Raw genomic sequence first — 19,445 nt, forward strand, 5'->3', positions numbered from 1 at the left:
CTAGCCTCGGTCCGGAACATGAAGGGCGCGGCACGCCGGGAGCGACAGGGAGGCGTAGTCATGCCCCTGACAATCTCTTCCGAAGACCGACGCGCTGGTCGTCGACAATCGCCCCTACAGCCGCTCGGAGCTCTCGTCGACCAGCGTGCCGTGGAGGCTGCGGATGTGCTGCTCGACCAGGTCGGCGGCCTTCGCACCCTTGCCCGCGCGCACCAGCCGCAGGAGTTCGATGTGCTCCGCGTTGAGTGCGGCGGCCGTGGCCGGCCAGTTCTCGGCCTCCTCCAGGGCCCGCAGGATCAGCGGGCGCACCGACTCGCGCACGGCGGAGGTGAGCGTGGAGGTCAGCTCATTGCCGGAGCTGCGGGCGATGTGCACATGGAACCGGGTGTCCAGGTCGTTGAACTCGGGAACCTCGACATCCGGCTCCCCCATCCGTACGACCAGGGCCTCCGCCTCATCGAGGTCCTCCTTCGAGGCATGCCGCGCGGCCGCCTCGAAACTCGACCTCTCCAGCACGACGCGCGCCTCCAGGACGTCATGAAGGCTGTAGCTGCCTAGGGCGAAGTGGAGACGCAGCAGCCGGCCGAGGGCGTCGTCCGGGTTGCGTACGATCCGCGCCCCGGCGTCCGGCCCCCGGCCCGGCTGGGCGACCAGCACACCGATGGTCTCCAGCACCCTCAGCGCCTCACGCAGCGCGGACCGGCTGACCCCGAGAACGGGCGCGAGCTCACGCTCGGGCGGCAGCCGGTCACCGGCCCTGAGCTCACCGGCGAACACCCGCTGCTCGATGCTCTGGAGCACGAGTTCATGCGTACGGGACTGCCGTACGGGTTGCCACTCGACGGGCATCCGTCACCCCCTGCCTCGGCCGGAATCGTCCGGTTGCCGTCGTGTCTGTTGCCCGATCTCCAACTATGTCACACATCACGTATGGTCGGACCAAAGGCCGGTCATGCGGGAGGACCCGCTCTCTTCGGCGCACGGCATCTCCTCGGACGTTTCGAGGAACAGCACCCGGCCCTCGTAGGCGGCGACCGGCTGGATCTCACGGTCGGCCATCAGCGGCCAGGACAGGATCTCCAGGTTGCCTGGACCAGTCCGGGTGCTGGTCACGCAGGCCGCCCCGGTCGCGCGGGGCGACCCGCCGTTCACTCGGCGAAGGATCCGTGGCGGCCCGCGCCGCCCCCGAAGCGGTCGGCACCGGCCTGCGTCTCCCCCGCAGTCAGTGGCACCAGGCCGTGCCGGTACTCCGAGGCGAGGGCGTCCGGCTCGCTCAGACCGTGCTGCTCGCGCACCGAGAGCCGGTCGTGGCGCAGACACAGCTGCGGGAACGCGGCAATCTCCCGGGCGAGTTGCTCCGCCGCACGGCGGGCTTCGCCCGGCGGGACGATCCGGTTGGCGAGCCCGATGGCGTACGCCTCGGCGGCCGGGACCGGCCGCCCGGTGAGGATCATGTCCATGGCCCGGCTCTCACCGATCAGACGCGGCAGCCGCACGGTCCCGCCGTCCACCAGCGGCACCCCCCAGCGGCGGCAGAACACCCCGAACACCGCATCGTCCTCGGCCACCCGCAGATCGCACCAGACAGCCAGCTCCAGCCCTCCGGCCACCGCGTGCCCCGCGACCGCCGCGATGACGGGCTTGCTCAGGCGCATCCGGGTCGGGCCCATCGGCCCGTCGCCCTCGGCCAGGACCCTGTTGCCGCGTTCCGTACCGATGCCCTTCAGGTCGGCACCGGCACAGAACGTGCCACCCTCGCCCCACAGCACGGCGACGGCCGCATCCGGGTCGGCCTCGAACTGACGGAAGGCATCGGCAAGTTGGTCCGCCGTCGGACCATCAACGGCGTTACGAACCTCGGGCCGGCTGAGGATCACCGTGAACACGGGGCCGTCACGCTCGGTCCGTACCGCAGGATTCTCGCTCATCGTTCGCCCTCCCACAGGGGATCGCGCAGGGCCCGGCGGAGGATCTTGCCGACCGGGGAGTACGGAACAGTGTCCACGAAGTGCACGGTCTTCGGAACCTTGTACCCAGCCAGCGGGGCGCGTACATGTTCGCGCAGGGCGGCTTCGGAGACCTCGGCCCCCGTTCGCAGGGTGACGAAGGCGGTGACGGCCTCGCCCCAGATGGGGTCGAGGGCGCCGACGACGGCGCACTGGGCGCCGGCGGGGTGGCTCGCGAGCGCGTCCTCGACCTCTCGCGGGCAGACGTTGTAGCCACCCGTGATGATCACGTCGCTGCTGCGGTCGACGAGGTGGAGGTAGCCACGGTCGTCGAAGCGTTCGAGGTCGCGGGGGCGGACCCAGCCGTCGGGGTCGAGGCTCTGCGCGGTCAGCCCGGGCTCGTTGTGGTAACCGGTCATGGTGAAGGGGGCCTTGACGCGCACCTCGCCGATCTCACCGGCCGCGACCGGGGCGCCGCCCTCGTCGGTGAGGGCGAGCTGCGCATCGACGGCGGGGTGCCCGGCGGCACCGAGCAGCGCGCCGCCCTCAGCGTGGTCGTCCTTGTCCAGCACGGTGAGGCACAGCGGCGCCTCGGTCTGGCCGAAGTACTGGACGAATCCGTGGCCCCAGGCGTCCAGAGCGTGCTCGATGAGCGGGCGCGGCATGGGGCTCGCGCCATAGACGACGGTGGACAGCCGGGCGAGGTCCGCGCGCTCGGCCCGCCCTTCGGCGAAGAGCATGCCGAGCATGGTGGGGACGAGGTTGACGGCGCTCACCCCGTACCGGGGGATGGCGGCAAGGTACTCGTCCGGGTCGAAGCCGCCGAGGACGACGGACGCGCCACCCCGCACCCAGTACGGCAGTACGAAGGTGCCGCCGGCATGGTGCCGGGCCCGCACCGATCCCGGCCTCAAGGCGGCCCTGCTGCCCGCGGAACGGGAGGTGGGCGCCGCTCAGCGCGCCGTGATCTCAGACATCTTCGGGCCAAAGGTCGCTGCGCGCGACGATTTCGCCATGCTCTGCGAATCGCTGCCGGTGCTGCACCGGGGGCCGGCGCTCACAGGCGTGCTGCGCGAGGACCCGGCGTTCGGGGACGAGATGCTGCGGCTGTGGGCGGAGCGTTTCCTCACCTGATTCACGCGATTCACCGTGTTCGCCCGATTCACCTGATTCATCCGGTCCCATGGATTCATCTGATTCTCACGCAACCGTTCTACGGTGGACCGTGTGACCCAGATGAGCCCGCCCGGCTGGCATCCAGACCCCGGGTATACAGGAATTGGCCCCATTCAGGAACGCTGGTGGGACGGCAATCAGTGGACCGACCATCTCCGCGTACCGCCCGCCACGATCCGGCGCCGCCGGATGCGTATCGGCATCACCGCAGGTGTGGTGGTGCTCGCCGCCATCGGGGGCGGCCTCTTTCTGCTGTCGGACGATTCCGGCGATTCGAAGGAGAACGCGTCCACTGCCCCGTCCACCGCGCCTTCCGATGCGCCCGGCCGCGGGCCGGGCGCACCCGGAGGCGGCGATGAGGGCCAGGCGCCCGAGCAGCAGGTACCGCAGACCGAGGACGGCTACGCCACGGACCTGGTCAGCGGAATCAGCCTCCCGGTGCCCGACGGCTGGACGGGCAAGTCGGGGATCGCGGGCGCGGGAGTGACCACGGGCGAGTACCCCTGTCCCGGCGACACGTCCCAGCAGTGCGTGCGCGGCGGGGTGTTCTCCATGCCGGCGAAGGCCCTGAAGCTCGACACCACATCGGCGAAGGCCACGGCGACGAAGGACATCTCCGCCAATGCGACGGAGTCCTACGGCGAGAAGATCTACGGAGGCATCACCTCGCATCAGGAGCTCAAGTCGGGGGCGGTCACCGTCGCCGGTGAGCAGGGCTATCTGGTGCGCTGGAAAGTGGTGACGAAGAGCGGCGACGACGGCTACGTCCAGTCGCTGGCGTTCCCGTCCCCCCGCTCCAAGGACACACTGATCGTCGTCCGTTCCGGCTTCGACATCAACACCAAGGCGCCGGAGCTCTCCGTCATGGACGACATCACCAAGGGCATCAAGGCCGCATCGGGAACGGGCTCCGGTCCCGGCACCACCGCGTAGGAGCGTGGCGGACGATCACGCCGGCGGGGCGGGCGTCGTGCACCGGTGAGTACGACAGGACGACCGGACTGAGTACGTCGTCCGATTTCCCACCGGGCCATCGCTGGTCGAATGACATCCATGGCTCCTGACGCACCGCCCCGCCCCCGCATGCAGCACGTCGCCACCGCCGGTACGGCCCTTGCCGTGACCTTGGCCCCGCTGGTGATCGGCGTGCTGCTGGCCAAGACCATGGCGACGGATCCGATGACGCCGGTCAACGCGATGGTCACCAGGGGTGGGCAGCCTGTACCGATCTCGCCCGCGCAGTGGCGCAGATGCGGCAGGCATGCGCTTCGCAGGTGGAAGGGCCCGCTGAACACCTACAAGCGCCCGGGCGCTCTTGTGCAGCGGCGCCCCGGGGTACGTCGCCCACGACGGCCCGGGGTGCTTCTGCGTGAGCACTGACATACCGCGGGCCTGTCCTCCGGGCAGGCCCGCGGTATGTCAGTCCCGTCGGCAGTGCAGGAACAACTGGGGCTCGGCCACCGCCGATTCGTAGGCCGGGGTGAACAGGCTGCTGTGCTCCCAGAGGACCGTGAATCCGGCCCCGGCGACCAGCTCGGTGAATTCGTCGGCGCCGAAGCTGGTCGCCTGCACCTCCTGTCCCATGAAGACGACGCTGACGTCCTCGACGTCCAGCGGCACCGTCGCGACGACCAGGTGGCCTCGGGGGACCAGCAGTCGCCCCAGCTTCCCCAGGAGTCGGGACTGGTCGTCGCGGGACATCTGCAGCAACGAGAAGTACACGCAGATCGCATCGAAACTCCCCTCATCCAGGGGAAGTTCGCGAATATCGACACACTCGAAGGATGCACCGGGCACTTGCCGGGCCGCCAGGTCCACCATGACGGGCGACACGTCGACACCCAGCACATCATGACCGGCGTCGACCAGGGTCTGCGCGGTCGGCCGGCCTGTTCCGCAGCCCACGTCCAGGACCCGGCTGTGCGGTGCGATGTGCTCCAACAGCCAGTTCAGCGAGGCGTGGTGGGTGGCCGAGTCGGCGAACGCCCGCTCGTACTCGGCACCCAGAGCGTCGAACACTCGCGCGGCCGGGTGGCCGTGGTCCTCGTCCATCGATGTGGGTCCTCCCGTTGCCCTGGCGGCTTCCTCGGGATCGTTTCATCATTCGCAGCGGCCTTCAACGACCAATCGGATACGGCGTCAGGCAGAAAAATCCGGTGAACTGCCGGCACCGGGTTCACTACACTCGCCACCAATCGCACGCTGCAACAACATCGCAGCGCGCACCGTGACGAGTGAGGGGAGACCGGCCGTGCGTTACCGCACCGCTGTTGTTGTCCCCCAGTCGCGGTACGAGGTGATCCTGGTGTCCTCGTGTGCCCGGTGCCTGCTGCGCGGCCGGCACCGGATGTCCGTGACGAACAACTGACCCCATTATGAGTGGCGTTGAGCTGCCCGATCGGCTGTGCACCGATGCGGTGCACCGCATCAGGGGTTTCTGCGGGGCCTGACCACAGGCCGGTTCGTCCGGGAATCGCGCCGACCCGATCCGGATCACCCCGAAAGGCCATGGGCCGTGCGTACCGATCTGCACCGTCATCTCACCAGTCCACTGACCGGCGTTCGTAATCTGGGCATCCTCGCCCACGTCGATGCCGGCAAGACCACCGTCACCGAACGGATCCTCTACCTCACCGGCACCACCCACAAGCGGGGCGAGGTCCATGACGGGACGACCGTCACCGACTTCGACTCCCAGGAACGCGACCGTGGGATCACCATCTTTGCCGCTGCGGTGAGTTGTGCCTGGAACGGCCACCGGATCAATCTGATCGACACCCCGGGCCACGTCGACTTCTCCGACGAGGTGGAACGCTCGCTGCGGGTGCTCGACGGCGCGATCGCGGTGTTCGATGCTGTCGCCGGGGTCGAACCGCAGAGCGAGTCGGTGTGGCGGCAGGCCGACCGGCACGGGGTCCCGCGCATCGCGTTCGTCAACAAGCTGGACCGTGCCGGCGCCGACCTCGACGCGGCGGTCGCGTCGATCAGGGCGCGGCTGCACACGGTCCCGCTGGTGGTACAGCTGCCGATCGGAAAGGAGGACGGGTTCACCGGGGTGGTGGATCTGCTGCGTATGCGGTCGCTGGTCTGGGCCGACGGCCGCGGCACGTTCGAGGAGGGCCGGGTGCCGGACGACCTGTGGGAAGAGGCGCACCGGCGCCGCCGGCTGCTCGAGGAGACGGTGGCGGAACTCCATCCGGTCGCGTTGGAGGAGTTCTGTGCGGAGTCGACGGTCTCCGCACAGACTCTGTCCGCCGCACTGCGCGACCTGACCCGTACCGGTGAGGGCGTTGTGGTGTTGTGCGGTTCGGCCTACCGCAACCGAGGGATCGAGCCGCTGCTGGAGGCCGTCGTGGCCTACCTGCCCTCGCCGCTGGATGTGCCTGCGGTACGCGGCACCCTGGACGGCGCGGTGCAGGAGCGGTCCGCCGACCCGGCGGCACCGTTCGCCGCGCTGGTGTTCAAGGTGAACTCGACCGCCACGGGGCGGCTGACCTATCTGCGTGTGTATTCGGGAACGATCCGGAAGGGGGACGCGGTGCTGGACGTGGGCGCGCGACGCAACGAGCGAATCGGCCGGATCCTGCGGGTACAGGCCGGACAGCACTCGGACGTGGAGCAGGCGGTGGCCGGGGACATCGTCGCGGTGATCGGGCTGAAAGCCGCCCGTGCCGGGGCGACCCTGTGCACACCCGCTGCGCCATTGGTTCTCGAACCTCCCTCCGTTGCCGATCCGGTCGTCTCCGTGGCGGTCGAGGCCCGCAGACGCATCGACACCGAACGCTTGGTGTCGGCGCTGGCGCGATTGGTCGAGGAGGATCCTTCGCTGACGGTCCGGACCGACCCCGAGACCGGCCAGACGGTGCTGTCCGGAATGGGGGAACTGCATCTGGAGGTCGCGGTGGAGAAGATCCGTCGTGCTCACGGGCTGGAGATCGGCGTCGGCCGGCCGCAGGTGGCCTACCGGGAGACGGTCGGCCGAGGGGTGTCCGGACTGGTGTACCGGCACGTCAAACAGGACGGAGGTGCCGGCCAGTTCGCTCATGTCGTCCTCGATGTGGAACCGCTGGAAGCCGCCGGTGACAACGGCGGTGGCGATGCGGTGGACTTCGCGTTCCGGTCGGCCGTCGTCGGTGGCCGGGTGCCGCAGGAGTACGTCCGGGCGGTGGAGGCCGGCTGCCGGGACGCCCTGGCCGAGGGCCCCCTCGGCGGACACCCGGTGACCGGACTGCGGGTCACGCTGGCCGACGGGGCCACCCACTCCAAGGACTCCTCGGAGATGGCGTTCCGGACAGCCGGCCGGCTCGCGCTCCGTGAGGCGCTGCGCAACAGCGTGATGGTGCTGCTGGAACCGGTGGTGGAGGTCACGGTCACCGTGCCCGATGACGCCGTGGGCGGGGTGCTCGGCGATCTGGCGGCACGGCGTGGCCGGGTCTCGGGCTCGACCGCGCGGGCCGGCACGTCGGCGATCACCGCAACCGTGCCGCTGGCCGAATTGTTCGGCTATGCGACCCGGCTGCGCAGCCGGACCCAGGGCCGGGGAACGTTCACCACCCGGGCCACCGGTTACGCCCCGGCGCCGGGCGCGGTGCCTCGCGGGACACCGGACCGGTAGAACCGGGGAAGGCCCTGGTTCATGACCAGCTCACGAAGTCTCCTTTGTGGTTGACCAGGGTCTCTGCGTGAAGGACATGTCCTCCACGCCGCTCCAGCCCGCGTGAGGAACTCTCCGGGCGATCTTGCACAGCTCGCGCGATCAGGTCGTGGATCAAGAATTCTCCGGGCGCGCGATTCTCTCTCAGGCGAGCGAGGTTGTCAGGGCCGAACCAGCCGTAGGCAGAATGCTTGGACCATTCCAGGGTGGGGTGGTCCAAGTCGCCGTCGACCTCGACGAGATAGTCGGCCTCGTGACGGAGTCCAGCTCCGTCGTCTCCGGTCCAGGTGCTGGTGCCCAGGAATCGGCGCACGTGGCGAAGGCGCCATCCCGCCTCTTCCTCGACCTCTCGCGCGAGAGCGTCCAGGAGGGTTTCGTCCGCCTCGACGTGGCCGCCCACGATGTCCCACGTGTCGGGGAAGAGGTGGCGATCCGGGCTTCGTTTCTGGGCGAAGGCTTCGCCGTCCTGGTTGAGGATGACCGCTCCGACGGTCCAGACCGCTCCGGGTACAGAAACGGGCACCTCGACATCGTGGTTCACGGTGAATGGCCGGTTGTCTGTTGGCATGCCTGACAGCGTAGGCCGGGCGTTTTCGCAGTGTGCTCCCGGTTCGTCGACACTGCGGTCCGCAACCGTCGTCTTGACCGATGGTGCGGGCCATTCACGTAACCAGTGACGCCCGGTAAGCCGCCCTTCACCTCATCGAGCGAGCCTTTCGCCGCAGATCATCCGACGAGGGCGGAACACCCGATGATGGTCACAAACGGCCACGAGCCGTGCTCGCACGCAATGCACCGTCGCACGCTCCTCGGTCTCGGCGGTGCCGCCTTGGCAACGGCCGGTCTGGCAACGCTGCTTGGGGCCGCACCGGCGGGCGCGGCAACGCGGGAATCCGACGGTGGGCTGCGGTTCGGCCTCGTCTCCGACACGCACCTCGACGTGCACGCCCCCCCCCAGCGCACGGGGTGGATGAAACAGGTCTTCGCCTCCCTGGACGTCCAAGTGTTCAACGCGGGCGGGATCGTCCATGAGAACACCGCTTGGATCCAATCCGTGGACGGCAAACTCATCGGCCTACCAATCGCCGACGGCACGCGGCGGGGTGGCTGCAGCACACGCTCGCTTTCACCTTCAGCAGCCCCGCGGTCGTCAACAACACTCTGGTGGTGGGTGATCAGGACGGCGTCGTGCACGGCATCGCATTGCCGTGACCGCGCCTGGCTCACCCTCTTGGAACCTGTGCGAAGTCACGTCGTCGCCGACCGGGATGTTCAACTGCGCTTGGCGTTCACATGGCCCGGCCGACGCCGGTCTGCTGCACCCTCGTAAGGGCTTCATGCGTAAGAAGACCTGAAAGGAACTCAACGATGAACGACACTCGCGTGTCACGGCTCGGTACCGCCTCGGTCGGGCTGGGGAGCGGCGCGGCAGCGGTCCTCCTTGCCGTATCGGCTGTCGGGCTGTTCACGCCTCCGGCCGCGGCAACAGACGTGCGGAAGGCGGACACACCCACCGTCACCGTGAAGCGCGGAAAGCCCGCACGGACCCTGCCCTTCGTCGCGGATCGGGCGGGGAGGCTGTGGTATCGCTGAACTCCCGCGCGTCCGGGGTCTCCTGGGGGATCAAGGGCAGCGGGTCCGCGGTCGTATCGGCATACGTCGACGGGCGCTACGCGACCGACATCGTGATCCCCTCGGATCAGCCGATCACCCGCAGCTTCACCCTGGGCCACCTCAAGAAGGGGCCGCACAAGCTGCGGTTCCGCTTCGCCGACGACCGCTCTCCGCAGGGAGCGCGCAGCTCGACGACGTCTCGGTCCGGATTTACGGGGAGGAGAGCGATGAGGCACTCGTGCTGAAGAACGCACCCATACTCTATGGCCGGAACCTGCCGGATCTGGGTGATCGGTTCCAGAGCAGCACGACCGACACCCCGGTCTTCGCCTATCACGAGATCTCCCCGGCGCAGACCGCCGGCCACAAGGTGATCCAGTACACGGTGATCTGGAGCAACGAGGACGGCGGCACCAACTCGCCCGCGCTGATGGCACGCTGGGGCCGGACCACCGACATCGAGTGGGCCTACCGCGTCGAAGTCGACGCCGAGGGCAAGCCGGTCCCCGGCACGGGCGTCTACCAGGCACCCAACCACCAAACGCTGAATTTCGCCGGCGCGTACGAGAACAGCCGCCCGCTGCTCGAGACCTGCACCTCCAACAACAACCTGTGCGACAAGGTCGACGACCCCATGCGGTTCTCCCTCGCACCGATCGAGTCGCTGCCCGCGGGTCGGACGCGGGAGCACATCATGGACACGAATCCGTGGCTCTACCCCATCATGGGGCAGGAGATGACACGTGAGGGCCAGATCGAATCCCCCTCGGACCCGGATACTCCGGACCTCGGCGATCAGCGCACCTACCTGTACCTCGCGGTGTCCCACACGACCTCGCCGTCGGACCAGGCCGGTGACGTGGGCCTGTCCATCGGGGTGCGGCTGAAGGGGAGCGACAAGCTGTACACGTCCAACCACGACGTCACCTCGTGGTCCATCACCCGCAATGGCGCGGCGGCGACCACGGTCGAGCTGCCTGTGGGGACGAAGCCGTCGGACGTCGCGGAGGTCGTCGGGCTGCGTACGCCCGTCCAGGAGACCGGTGCGTCCGTGACGGTCACACGGATCACACGGGCGTTCTTCCTCCAACAGGACTATCTGCCCGGCACCTCCTTCATCGACTGGACGGGCGAGAGGACGCTTACACAGTCGGCCCCGCAGGCGGCTCTGTGGACGGCGGGCAACTGACCTGAAGGGCGGCGCGACGCATGCGCCGATCAGGGCGTGACGCGGGCACGCGCCGCGCGCCTGCTCGTACGCACGCACTCGGGCCGGGTCGCGCAGCACGGCGGTGAGCAGCGCGGCCTGCCGGTGGACGGCGGGCCGCTCTTCCCGACGAGGTCACGGTCGAGTTCGGTGTCACGCTGGGCAGCGACCTGAGTCTCGGCGTTTTCTCCGGGAGCGGCGAGGCCAGCTTCACCGTCTCAGCGACCTGGAACCTCAACGGCACGGAAGAAGCCGCGCCGACGCACCCACCCGCAGGGCTGCCCAGCCAGGTCAACGGTTCCTGACCCGTATGCGGCTGGACGTGGCCCCCTCACTCGCCGACGCACCGCAGCACCGGGCATTCGTGTCCGTCCTGGGGCGGGACCAGCCAGTCGGTGCGGGCGTACTACTCTCCCCCACCCTGGTTCTGACCTGTGCACATGTCATCAACAGCGCACTCGGCCGGCACCGCTTCGACGCACCCCTGCCGTCGCGGGGGCAGCAGATCGGGCTGCGGTTCCCGCATGTCGACCGGGAGCGCGAGCTGATCGGCAGGGTGCTGCCGCACTGCTGGCGGCCGCCGCGCAGCCGCCCCGAGGCCGACCACCCGAGCCCGCCCGGAGTCGGCGCCCTTCCGTACTACGGCGATCTCGCGGTCATCGAACTGGACACCGAGGCCCCACCGGGCGCCGAACCGGCGCCCTTCCTAACCCATCGGGACGGCAACGAGGTCGTCGCGCAGTGGGCGAGCGGACACGCCCTGCCCACCCTCCGGGCGATGCCACGTGTCTCCTCCCATCCCTGGATCGCGCTCGACGTCCTGGGCGGGACTGTGGCCGAGGGATTCAGCGGCGGGCCGTTGTGGGACAGGGAGCGACAGGCCGTCGTCGGGCTAGTCGTCGCCGCTCACGAAAGCCGCGCGCGAGGGGAGTACCCCGCACCGGCCGGGCAGTACGCCCCACCCGCCGCGATGTACGCGATCGGGCTCTCCTCCATCGAGTCCGAACTCCCCGGTCTTCCGCCTGTCGCTGCCCCCGCTGCAGGCCGCGGACGGCAGCAACTCCTCGGCGCTCTGGAGAAGTTGTTGCCGACCCGTAGGGAGGTCATGGCGTGCGAGGAGCGGCTCGCCGGGCGGCTCGGACGGCGGTCCTCCGGTCCGGCCGCGGACATCGAACGGCTGGCTGGCATGGCCATGGGCGTGCGCCGGGGCGTCCCCGAACTGCTCAACATCGTCTACGAACAGCTCGCCGAACTGCATGCCGGCTCCCCCGCGGGTGCGTTCGTCCGCCGCCATAATCCACCGGTCCAGCGTCCACCGCGTAATCCGCACCGTCCGGCCGTCCGGATCGGTATGTGCCACCGCCGCCAACTCCCGCACCAAGGCGCCGCACTGGCGGCGCGACAAGGTCGGATCTGCTGCCTCCCTGATCAGCATGTACCGAAACAGCCCGATCGCCTGGGCCCGCTCCAGACGCGTCTGGTCTTCCTGTCCTGCCACCCGCCCACCTGCCTCTCGATCACGGCGTCGACAGACGCACACGCAGAGGCTGACAGGAGTGACCGGCGTGGCGTCAGGGGCGGCTCGTGTTGATCGTTTCCGCAGGCCAGGCGGGGGCCAGCAGTATCCCGCCGGTAACCGCGCAGGCTGCCACCCAGGGCGACACCTTGCCGACGCCCGGCCACCTCGACGTCATCGACCACCAGGCCCCGACCACCGCGGCGACTGCGTCCGCCCCGTCCCAGGCGGTGCCGGGTCAACTCCGGCGTCCACCAGCAACACTGTGAAATACCGCCGCACCGCCTCGGCCCGGGCAGTGAACCGGCGCAGCCACCCCCGCACCGTCTCCACCGGCCGGCCGAGCTGTTCAGCGATCACCCGAACCCCGGCCCCGGACGCTTTCGCCGCCAGGGCCGCCCCGATCACCTCTGCCACGTCCGCCCGCCTGACCAGTGCGAACACCGGAAGGAGTACATGTGAGATGCCGCATCTGACACACCTGGTCCGTCGCGGACGCACCACCACCAGCCCGCCCGCCGCGTCTCGCAGTACACGCGAACGTGCCCAGCCCCACCGGCTCAGCAGCCCCTCACAGGACGGGCAGAGCAACTCGCCCGCAGCCAACCGCATTTCGACCCGCGCCGGGTCGGCCTCTACCGTGAGCACAGCGCCTCTGCGCGCTACACGGCCCTCCCGGCGCTCGGCCAAGAGATACCGGGAGGGCCCCGCGCGCTGGCACCGCTGCCCGGCGAGGGCCTGCCCGGCCTTCTGTTGCGCTCGTCGCACCGGCTGGACATGTCACCCCTCCAAGTGCTGACCCGCGCAGGAGCAGTCAAGCCGCCGGCCGCCTCCGTCCCCGGCCAGCTGCTGGTGACCCTGGGCAGCCGACTCAAGCTCTTCGCCCACAGCACCCGGCTCACGACGGACGAGGCAGCCGCCCTGACTCTCGAACCGCGCGGCGAACGCTTCCCACCGGTCACCGAATCCTGACGGAGTACGCCGACCAGCTCGCCAGCACCATCGACCAGCGGCAACCATAAACGCCTGATGCCGCCTCCAGCAGCACCCTCCACCGGGCAGCGTTCGTCGGGAGGCGGGTGCTGGCGGCCTGACGCAGCGCGACTGGTGACCGCGGAGGGTCACGCCAGAAATAGCGCCTGGGGCTCTACGCAGCAAGGCGCCACCAAAGCCCCTGAGCGTCCCCCTGTCGCACTTTCAAGGGGCCAAGGCAGGGGGGATTGGCTTGTATGGAGTAAGGGTCGCACAGTGGCGCGTGAAGGCGTTCTCGCCCCTCCAGTAAGGGGCATCTCCGGTATCCTGGACAGCGTCCCGGCAGTCAACGGTCCCGAGGCCGGAGAGCCTCCGGGGCCTTGTTTGGGCTGCCTGCCCTGTCTCCGCCAGCTGTCCGGCCGCTCCCGCACCGTGGTGCGGGAGCGCGGTCTGCCATGCCCGAAAGAGAGCATCTGTGACCACTTACGACACTCGCGCCGCCACCGGTACCCCCGGGTCCCAGCAGCCCGGCCATGTGGGGGCGGCGTCGTATGACGCCAACGCGATCACTGTTCTGGACGGCCTGGACGCCGTGCGCAAGCGGCCCGGGATGTACATCGGCTCCACGGGAGAGCGGGGGCTCCATCACCTGGTGCAGGAGCTCGTGGACAACTCCGTGGACGAGGCACTCGCGGGGGTGGCCGACCGGATCGACGTGACGATCCTGGCCGACGGTGGCGTGCGGGTGGTCGACAACGGCCGCGGCATCCCGGTGGGGATGCACCCGGTGGAGAAGCGGCCGGCCGTCGAGGTGGTGCTGACCGTGCTGCACGCGGGCGGGAAGTTCGGGGGCGGCGGGTATGCGGTCTCCGGCGGTCTGCACGGTGTGGGTCTGTCGGTGGTCAACGCGCTGTCGACCCGGCTGTCGGCGGAGATCCGGACCGACGGCTACCGGTGGACGCAGGACTACAGGGACGGTGCTCCCGCCGCCCCTCTGGCCCGCCACGAGGCCACCTCCCGGACGGGCACCTCACTGTCGTTCTGGGCAGACGGCGACATCTTCGAGACCACCGAATACTCCTTCGAGACGCTGGCCAGGCGTTTCCAGGAGATGGCCTTCCTCAACCGCGGGCTCACTCTGACCCTGACCGACGAACGGCCCTCCGCGCGCGCGACGGCCGCGGCCGACGAAGCCGACTCGGACCCGGCAGCGAAGACGGTCTCCTACCGCTACGACGGCGGCATCACCGACTTCGTGGCCTACCTCAATGCCCGCAAGGGCGAGCCGGTCCATCCCTCGGTCATCACCATCGCCGCCGAGGACACGGAACGGCTGCTGTCGGTCGAGGTCGCGCTGCAGTGGAATGGCCAGTACACCGACAGCGTGTACTCCTACGCCAACGCCATCCACACCCATGAGGGCGGCACCCATGAGGAGGGCTTCCGCACGGCCCTGACCACCGTGGTCAACCGCTACGCGCGGGAGAAGAAGCTGCTGCGGGAAAAGGACGCGAACCTCTCCGGCGAGGACATCCGCGAGGGCCTGACCGCGATCATCTCGGTCAAGCTCGGCGAGCCGCAGTTCGAGGGCCAGACCAAGACCAAACTCGGCAACACCGAGGCGCGCACCTTCGTGCAGAAGATCGTCCACGAGCATCTGACTGACTGGTTCGACCGTAACCCGAACGAGGTCGCGGACATCGTGCGCAAGGCCATCCAGGCGGCCACGGCCCGGGTTGCGGCCCGCAAGGCGCGCGACCTGACCCGCCGCAAGGGCCTGCTGGAAACGGCGGCGCTGCCGGGCAAGCTGTCCGACTGCCAGTCGAATGACCCGGCGATGTCGGAGATCTTCATCGTGGAAGGAGACTCCGCCGGCGGTTCGGCCAAATCTGGCCGCAACCCGCAGTACCAGGCGATCCTCCCGATCCGCGGCAAAATCCTCAACGTGGAGAAGGCCCGGATCGACAAAATCCTGCACAACCAGGAGATCCAGGCGATCATCTCCGCATTCGGCACGGGCGTGCACGAGGACTTCGACATCGCCAAACTCCGCTACCACAAGATCATCCTGATGGCGGACGCCGACGTCGACGGCCAGCACATCAACACCCTGCTGCTGACCTTCCTGTTCCGCTTCATGCGCCCACTGATCGAGAAGGGCCACGTCTACCTCTCCCGCCCCCCGCTGTACAAGATCAAGTGGAGCCGGGACCACGTCGAATACGCCTACTCCGACCGCGAACGCAACATGCTCCTGGAACGGGGCCGGCAGGACGGCCGCCGGATCAAGGACGACTCCATCCAGCGCTTCAAGGGCCTGGGCGAGATGAACGCCGAGGAACTGCGCGTCACCACCATGGACCCCGACCACCGGGCCCTGGGCCAGGTCACCCTCGATGACGCGGCCGTCGCCGACGACCTCTTCTCCGTCCTGATGGGCGAGGACGTCGAAGCCCGCCGCCACTTCATCCAGCGCAACGCCAAGGACGTCCGCTTCCTCGACATCTGACCCTGGGCACTGCTCCCGCCCCTCTCGGACGCCCGGCCCGAAGCCCCACCACTACCCTCTGCTGCCCGGGAGAGCACGGCGTGAGCACACTCCTCCGGCGCGATCCGCGCCCCCGTGCACCATCGTGACGAGGGCACGGCGTCCGCTTCCCGGAGGGCTCGCCTCACGCCGTGCCCAGGGGACGTCCGGCGCGGAACGATGTCGTGGTGAACGTCAGGGGGCTGACGGGGGTGTGCGCGGTGGGTGGGGGGTGAAACGGGAGGGGTACGGTCCCTTTCGCGTGTTTCGAATGCGATCCACACACGCGAGGGGGCTCCGCGGGTGCAACCGGCGGGCCGCCTGCGTCGTCTGTTACTGCGGGCGGCGAGCCGTTCGCCGCCCGCCCCGCGCCCCCCCTCCGGGCGTCCCTTCCCCCCTCCCCGTCCCTCCCGCGCCGCCACGCCTCCCGACGGCGACCCTGAAGCAGTCCGACAGGTAGACCATGCACATTCCCCCCCTCACCCAGGCGCAGGGCGCCGCTTCCCCCGCGGGGGTGGCGACGGCCCGGCGGCGTCGGCTCTTCACCGGCCGGGTCGCCGGACTGCGGTTACTGCGGGAGTCGCTGCTCGGTGAGCAGCCCGGCTGCCAGGTGCTGTGGCTGCACGGCATGGCGGGCGTCGGCAAGAGCACGCTCCTGCGCCGCTTCGTGGCCGAGGCGAAGGAGGAGGGCAGGACGGTCCGCGTGATCGACATGCGCAGCACCGCGCCGACACCGGAAGGTTTCCTCGGCGCGCTGGAGGCGCAGGGGGCACCGGCGGGGACGGAACTGCTCGTCATCGACTCCGGGGAGTTGCTGGGCCCGCTGGAGGCGTGGCTGCGGGACGTGTTCCTGCCCGGCCTGCCCGCCGACCGGCCGGTCCTCGTGGGCGCGCGGCGGCCCCCCTCGGCCGAGTGGCGCACCGATCCGCAGTGGTGGGACCTGCTGCACACCGCCGTGCTCGGCGCGATGAGTGACGCCGAGTCGGCCCGGCTGCTGCGCGACCGGGACGTCCCCGAGACGGCCGTACCGGCCCTGACACGGGCCGCACACGGGCTGCCGCTGGCCCTGGCGCTCTTCGCGGAGGCGCGCCAGCGCTCGGAGGCCGGGGGGGCTGGCCCTGGCACCGCGCTGGAGGACGCGCCGGAACTCGTGGGCGAACTGCTTCGGCTGCTGCTGCGCGAGAACCCCTCCCCCGCCAGGCGCGACGCCCTCGCGGTGCTCGCGCTGGCCCGGGTCACGACGGAGGAGCTGGTACGGCACACGCTGGGCGTGCCGGTGGCGGAGGCGCACGCCCTGGGCGACTGGCTGCGCGGGCTGTCGTTCGTGCGCAGCACCGCCGAGGGCCTGGTGCCGCACCCGCTCGTACGGAAGGCGCTCGTGGTGGACCTGCGCTGGCGCGGCCTGGAGAAGTACGAGCGCCTGCACCGCAGGCTGCACGCCCACCTGACGGAGCGACTGGCCCAGCGCACCGGGGGGCGCTGGGCGCTCGGGGCGGGGCTCGCGCACCTGGGGCGGGTCAACCGGGCGGTGCGGGAGGCGGTGGACTGGGAGGGGACGGACCGTCTGCACGTGCGCACGGGCCGCCCGGGGGACCTGGACGCGGTGCTGGCCGCGCTCGCGAAGGAGCACGGGCAGGTCGCCGCCGCGACGGCCCGCGCGTGGTGGGAGCGGCAGCCGTCCGCCTTCTCCCTCGCGGAGGACGGCGGCGGGCTCGTGGCCGTGCTCGTCGCCCCCTGGCTGGAGGCGGGCATGACGGGCCTGCCCGATGACCCGGTGGCGCGGGCCGCGCTGGCCCGTACCCGCGAGCGGGCCCCGCTGCGGCGCGGCGAGCGCCTGCTCCTCGCGCGGTGGAGCACGGGTCCCCCGGCGGCGGCGGCGTTCGCGCTGACGACGCTGTGGGCGACGGTGCCGAGGCTCGCGGTGAGCTGGACCTGCACGGTCCAGGACCGGCCCGGTCTCGCCGCGCTGCTCGGCCTCTACGGGCAGTTGCGCGAGGCCCCCGTACCGGGAGCGGAGGGCGAGGCGGTGCTCCCGTACGTACAGGACTGGCGGGGCACGGGTTTCGACGCGTGGGCGGCGGCGCTGTGCGAGCGGCTGCTGACGGACGACCCCTCGGCGCTGCCCGCCCCGGCGAGCGGCCCGCCGGGGGCGGAGCTGCCGTGGCCCGCGTTCGCGGAGGCCGTCAAGCACGCCTACCGCGACGCGCAGGACCTCCGGCAGCTCGCCGAGAACCCGCTCCTCGGCACCCGGCTGGTGGCGCCGGGCGGGGACGCGGCGGCGCTGCGCGACTTGCTCGCGCAGACGGTGGAGCAGTTGCGCGCGCACGCGGGGCAGCGACAGCTCGGCGAGGTCCTGGAGATCACGTATCTGAGCGGGCCGCGCAGCCAGCAGGCGGCGGCGAGCCGGGCGCGACTGTCCTTCAGCACCTACCGGCGGCGGCTCTCGGCGGCGCTGACGAAGGCGGCCGAACTGCTGCGGGACCGGGAGCTGTACGGGACGGCGGCGCGGTGAACGCGGGGTGGCCGTACCGGGCACCGCCCGGCCGCGCAGGGGGCGCGGTCCGTGAAAGACTCGCGCCGTGCGGATTCGCGCGAAAGGACGCGCGCCCCGCCCCCGGGGTGGGCGTGCCGCGCGGGCCCTGTCCAGTTCGTGCCCATCCCGTGCCCACCGCGTCCGGCGTGCCACCCGGGGCGGCGGGCGCGCTGGTTGACTGGCGCACGGACCGGACGGGGGCGGGGCGGCAGTGGCGGAAGCGACCGGCTGCCGACAGTTGGACCATCGTTGACTTGGGGACGAGCGTTGAGTGACACCGAGCAGGACGACGCGAAACGACGACAGCGGGCCCGGTTCGTCGAGGCGCTGACGAAGACCGCCCAGCAACCGGGCGAACGCTCCCGCGTGGGCACCAGGATCGCCGGGGCCACGGCCCTGCTCGCGCTCGCCGCGGGCGCCACCCTGGGCCTCGGCGCGTGGCGCAGCTACCAGTCCGACGAGGACGGCAAGCAGCAGCACCTGGCCGCGAAGGAGGCCGCCCAGCAGCGGCGGATCAGCCCCTCGGCCTCCTCCTCGCCGACCGGCGGCCGGGAGACCGGGAAGAAGGCGCCGGCGGAGCACCCCGTCGTCGCCGGAGCGGGGGCTGGCACCGTCACCTCCCCCTCCCCGGAGGCGGAGAAGAAGGAGGAGGAAGCGCCGAAGGAGAAGAAGCAGGGCACGCTCGCGGACGCGAGCCGTTCCCGCGTGCTGCTGAAGAACGCGCACAGCGGCATGTGTGCCGACGTCTCCGGCTACGGCAAGGGCGCCGTGAACCAGCCGATCATGCAGTACTACTGCGACGGCACCGACAAGGACAACCAGCTCTGGAGCATGTCGGTGCGCGGCGCGGGCCAGGGGCCCGGCGGCGCCGACCTCGTGCTGTTCGCCAACGTCAAGGACGGCCTGTGCCTGGACGTCCCGATGTTCGGGGCGCAGCCGCCCGCGACGAAGCTCATCGAGGCGCGCTGCGACGGCTCGACGCGGGACAACCAGCTGTGGTGGCTGGATCCGGTGGGGGACGGCACGGTGCGCGTGCGCAACTACGCGAGCAACCACCTGTGCATGGAGGTCAGGGACGACTCCATGGCCCGCGCCACGCAGCTCCAGCTCGACGACTGCGGTACGGACGCCGACAGCCGCTGGACCGTGGTCGGCTGACCCGGCAGCACCGGTCCGGGGCAACGACCCGGGCAGTCGCGAAGGCCCCAGCGGGGATCTCCCGCCGGGGCCTTCGCGTACGACGCGCCGGGTGCCGACCGCGCGGCGGCGCACCGGCCCCGGGGGTCACCCCGGGGCCGCC

General features: G+C 70.4%; 19 protein-coding genes and 1 pseudogene. 13 read left to right on the forward strand and 7 right to left on the reverse strand.

The genetic code is table 11. The features are described 5' to 3' along the window. Window positions 1-114: 114 nt before the first annotated feature. The 4 genes and pseudogenes from NRF20_RS06725 to NRF20_RS06740 all read right to left on the reverse strand — a co-directional run bounded on the left by NRF20_RS06725 (window position 115) and on the right by NRF20_RS06740 (window position 2,845). Window positions 115-849, reverse strand: coding sequence for a FadR/GntR family transcriptional regulator (locus NRF20_RS06725; protein WP_398632793.1), 735 nt, complete (start codon window positions 847-849; stop codon window positions 115-117). 120 nt (window positions 850-969) lie between these two features. Further along, window positions 970-1,089, reverse strand: a pseudogene (locus tag NRF20_RS06730) (LD-carboxypeptidase); the annotation flags it as partial. A 59-nt stretch (window positions 1,090-1,148) separates the two neighbouring features. After that, a complete protein-coding gene (locus tag NRF20_RS06735; protein WP_398632792.1) occupies window positions 1,149-1,928 on the reverse strand; it encodes a crotonase/enoyl-CoA hydratase family protein in 780 nt (259 codons plus the stop codon). Then, complete coding sequence (locus tag NRF20_RS06740; RefSeq protein WP_413752211.1) at window positions 1,925-2,845, reverse strand: AMP-binding protein; 921 nt, start codon at window positions 2,843-2,845, stop codon at window positions 1,925-1,927. Before NRF20_RS06740 ends, NRF20_RS06735 begins: the two co-directional genes overlap by 4 nt. Between NRF20_RS06740 and NRF20_RS06745 the strand changes: the two genes are divergently transcribed. The 3 genes from NRF20_RS06745 (at window position 2,817) to NRF20_RS06755 (ending at window position 4,502) form a co-directional block, all read left to right on the forward strand. After that, complete coding sequence (locus NRF20_RS06745) at window positions 2,817-3,080, forward strand: hypothetical protein (RefSeq protein ID WP_413752212.1); 264 nt, start codon at window positions 2,817-2,819, stop codon at window positions 3,078-3,080. The genes NRF20_RS06740 and NRF20_RS06745 overlap by 29 nt on opposite strands. Before the next feature lie 102 nt (window positions 3,081-3,182). Beyond that, window positions 3,183-4,055, forward strand: coding sequence for a DUF2510 domain-containing protein (locus tag NRF20_RS06750; protein ID WP_413754537.1), 873 nt, complete (start codon window positions 3,183-3,185; stop codon window positions 4,053-4,055). 120 nt (window positions 4,056-4,175) lie between these two features. Then, complete coding sequence (locus NRF20_RS06755; RefSeq protein WP_413752213.1) at window positions 4,176-4,502, forward strand: hypothetical protein; 327 nt, start codon at window positions 4,176-4,178, stop codon at window positions 4,500-4,502. A 39-nt stretch (window positions 4,503-4,541) separates the two neighbouring features. Here the strand turns inward: NRF20_RS06755 and NRF20_RS06760 are convergent, their stop codons facing one another. Further along, entirely contained in the window at window positions 4,542-5,174 is a 633-nt protein-coding gene (locus NRF20_RS06760; protein WP_413752214.1) for a class I SAM-dependent methyltransferase, read from the reverse strand. A gap of 463 nt (window positions 5,175-5,637) precedes the next feature. Between NRF20_RS06760 and fusA the strand changes: the two genes are divergently transcribed. Then, window positions 5,638-7,737 carry an elongation factor G gene (fusA, locus tag NRF20_RS06765; RefSeq protein WP_413752215.1) on the forward strand — a complete coding sequence of 700 codons (2,100 nt, stop codon included), beginning with the start codon at window positions 5,638-5,640 and terminating at the stop codon, window positions 7,735-7,737. Between the two features lie 19 nt (window positions 7,738-7,756). On the opposite strand, the gene NRF20_RS06770 is transcribed toward fusA, so the two are convergent. Next, window positions 7,757-8,344 carry an NUDIX hydrolase gene (locus NRF20_RS06770; RefSeq protein WP_398632786.1) on the reverse strand — a complete coding sequence of 196 codons (588 nt, stop codon included), beginning with the start codon at window positions 8,342-8,344 and terminating at the stop codon, window positions 7,757-7,759. Between the two features lie 800 nt (window positions 8,345-9,144). On the opposite strand from NRF20_RS06770, the gene NRF20_RS06775 reads away from it, so the two are divergent. From NRF20_RS06775 to NRF20_RS06795, 5 genes are all read left to right on the forward strand, one after another. Next, window positions 9,145-9,369 carry a hypothetical protein gene (locus NRF20_RS06775; RefSeq protein WP_398632785.1) on the forward strand — a complete coding sequence of 75 codons (225 nt, stop codon included), beginning with the start codon at window positions 9,145-9,147 and terminating at the stop codon, window positions 9,367-9,369. 259 nt (window positions 9,370-9,628) lie between these two features. Beyond that, window positions 9,629-10,579 carry a hypothetical protein gene (locus NRF20_RS06780; RefSeq protein ID WP_413752216.1) on the forward strand — a complete coding sequence of 317 codons (951 nt, stop codon included), beginning with the start codon at window positions 9,629-9,631 and terminating at the stop codon, window positions 10,577-10,579. A gap of 36 nt (window positions 10,580-10,615) precedes the next feature. Then, window positions 10,616-10,771 (forward strand): hypothetical protein, encoded by a 156-nt coding sequence (locus tag NRF20_RS06785; RefSeq protein ID WP_398632782.1) that lies wholly within the window; start codon window positions 10,616-10,618, stop codon window positions 10,769-10,771. Next, window positions 10,768-10,902: a hypothetical protein gene (locus NRF20_RS06790; protein ID WP_413754538.1), complete on the forward strand. Its 135-nt coding sequence runs from the start codon at window positions 10,768-10,770 to the stop codon at window positions 10,900-10,902. Before NRF20_RS06785 ends, NRF20_RS06790 begins: the two co-directional genes overlap by 4 nt. Window positions 10,903-10,907: 5 nt before the next feature. Next, window positions 10,908-12,188, forward strand: a complete 1,281-nt coding sequence (locus NRF20_RS06795; RefSeq protein WP_398632781.1) for a trypsin-like peptidase domain-containing protein — start codon at window positions 10,908-10,910, stop codon at window positions 12,186-12,188. Window positions 12,189-12,287: 99 nt separating this feature from the next. Here the strand turns inward: NRF20_RS06795 and NRF20_RS06800 are convergent, their stop codons facing one another. Further along, the gene (locus tag NRF20_RS06800) at window positions 12,288-12,725 is read right to left on the reverse strand and encodes a helix-turn-helix domain-containing protein (RefSeq protein WP_398632828.1); all 438 of its coding nucleotides are present in this window, start codon (window positions 12,723-12,725) and stop codon (window positions 12,288-12,290) included. Window positions 12,726-12,890: 165 nt separating this feature from the next. Between NRF20_RS06800 and NRF20_RS06805 the strand changes: the two genes are divergently transcribed. The 4 genes from NRF20_RS06805 to NRF20_RS06820 all read left to right on the forward strand — a co-directional run bounded on the left by NRF20_RS06805 (window position 12,891) and on the right by NRF20_RS06820 (window position 19,303). Next, window positions 12,891-13,085: a hypothetical protein gene (locus NRF20_RS06805; RefSeq protein WP_398632780.1), complete on the forward strand. Its 195-nt coding sequence runs from the start codon at window positions 12,891-12,893 to the stop codon at window positions 13,083-13,085. Between the two features lie 475 nt (window positions 13,086-13,560). Continuing rightward, the gene (gene gyrB / locus NRF20_RS06810) at window positions 13,561-15,594 is read left to right on the forward strand and encodes a DNA topoisomerase (ATP-hydrolyzing) subunit B (protein WP_398632779.1); all 2,034 of its coding nucleotides are present in this window, start codon (window positions 13,561-13,563) and stop codon (window positions 15,592-15,594) included. A 481-nt stretch (window positions 15,595-16,075) separates the two neighbouring features. Beyond that, complete coding sequence (locus NRF20_RS06815) at window positions 16,076-18,124, forward strand: hypothetical protein (RefSeq protein WP_413752217.1); 2,049 nt, start codon at window positions 16,076-16,078, stop codon at window positions 18,122-18,124. Window positions 18,125-18,412: 288 nt separating this feature from the next. Then, complete coding sequence (locus NRF20_RS06820; protein ID WP_413752218.1) at window positions 18,413-19,303, forward strand: RICIN domain-containing protein; 891 nt, start codon at window positions 18,413-18,415, stop codon at window positions 19,301-19,303. The last annotated feature ends 142 nt before the right edge of the window (window positions 19,304-19,445 follow it).

The organism is Streptomyces sp. R-74717 (assembly GCF_047305335.1).
In the GTDB taxonomy this organism is placed as follows: domain Bacteria; phylum Actinomycetota; class Actinomycetes; order Streptomycetales; family Streptomycetaceae; genus Streptomyces; species Streptomyces atratus.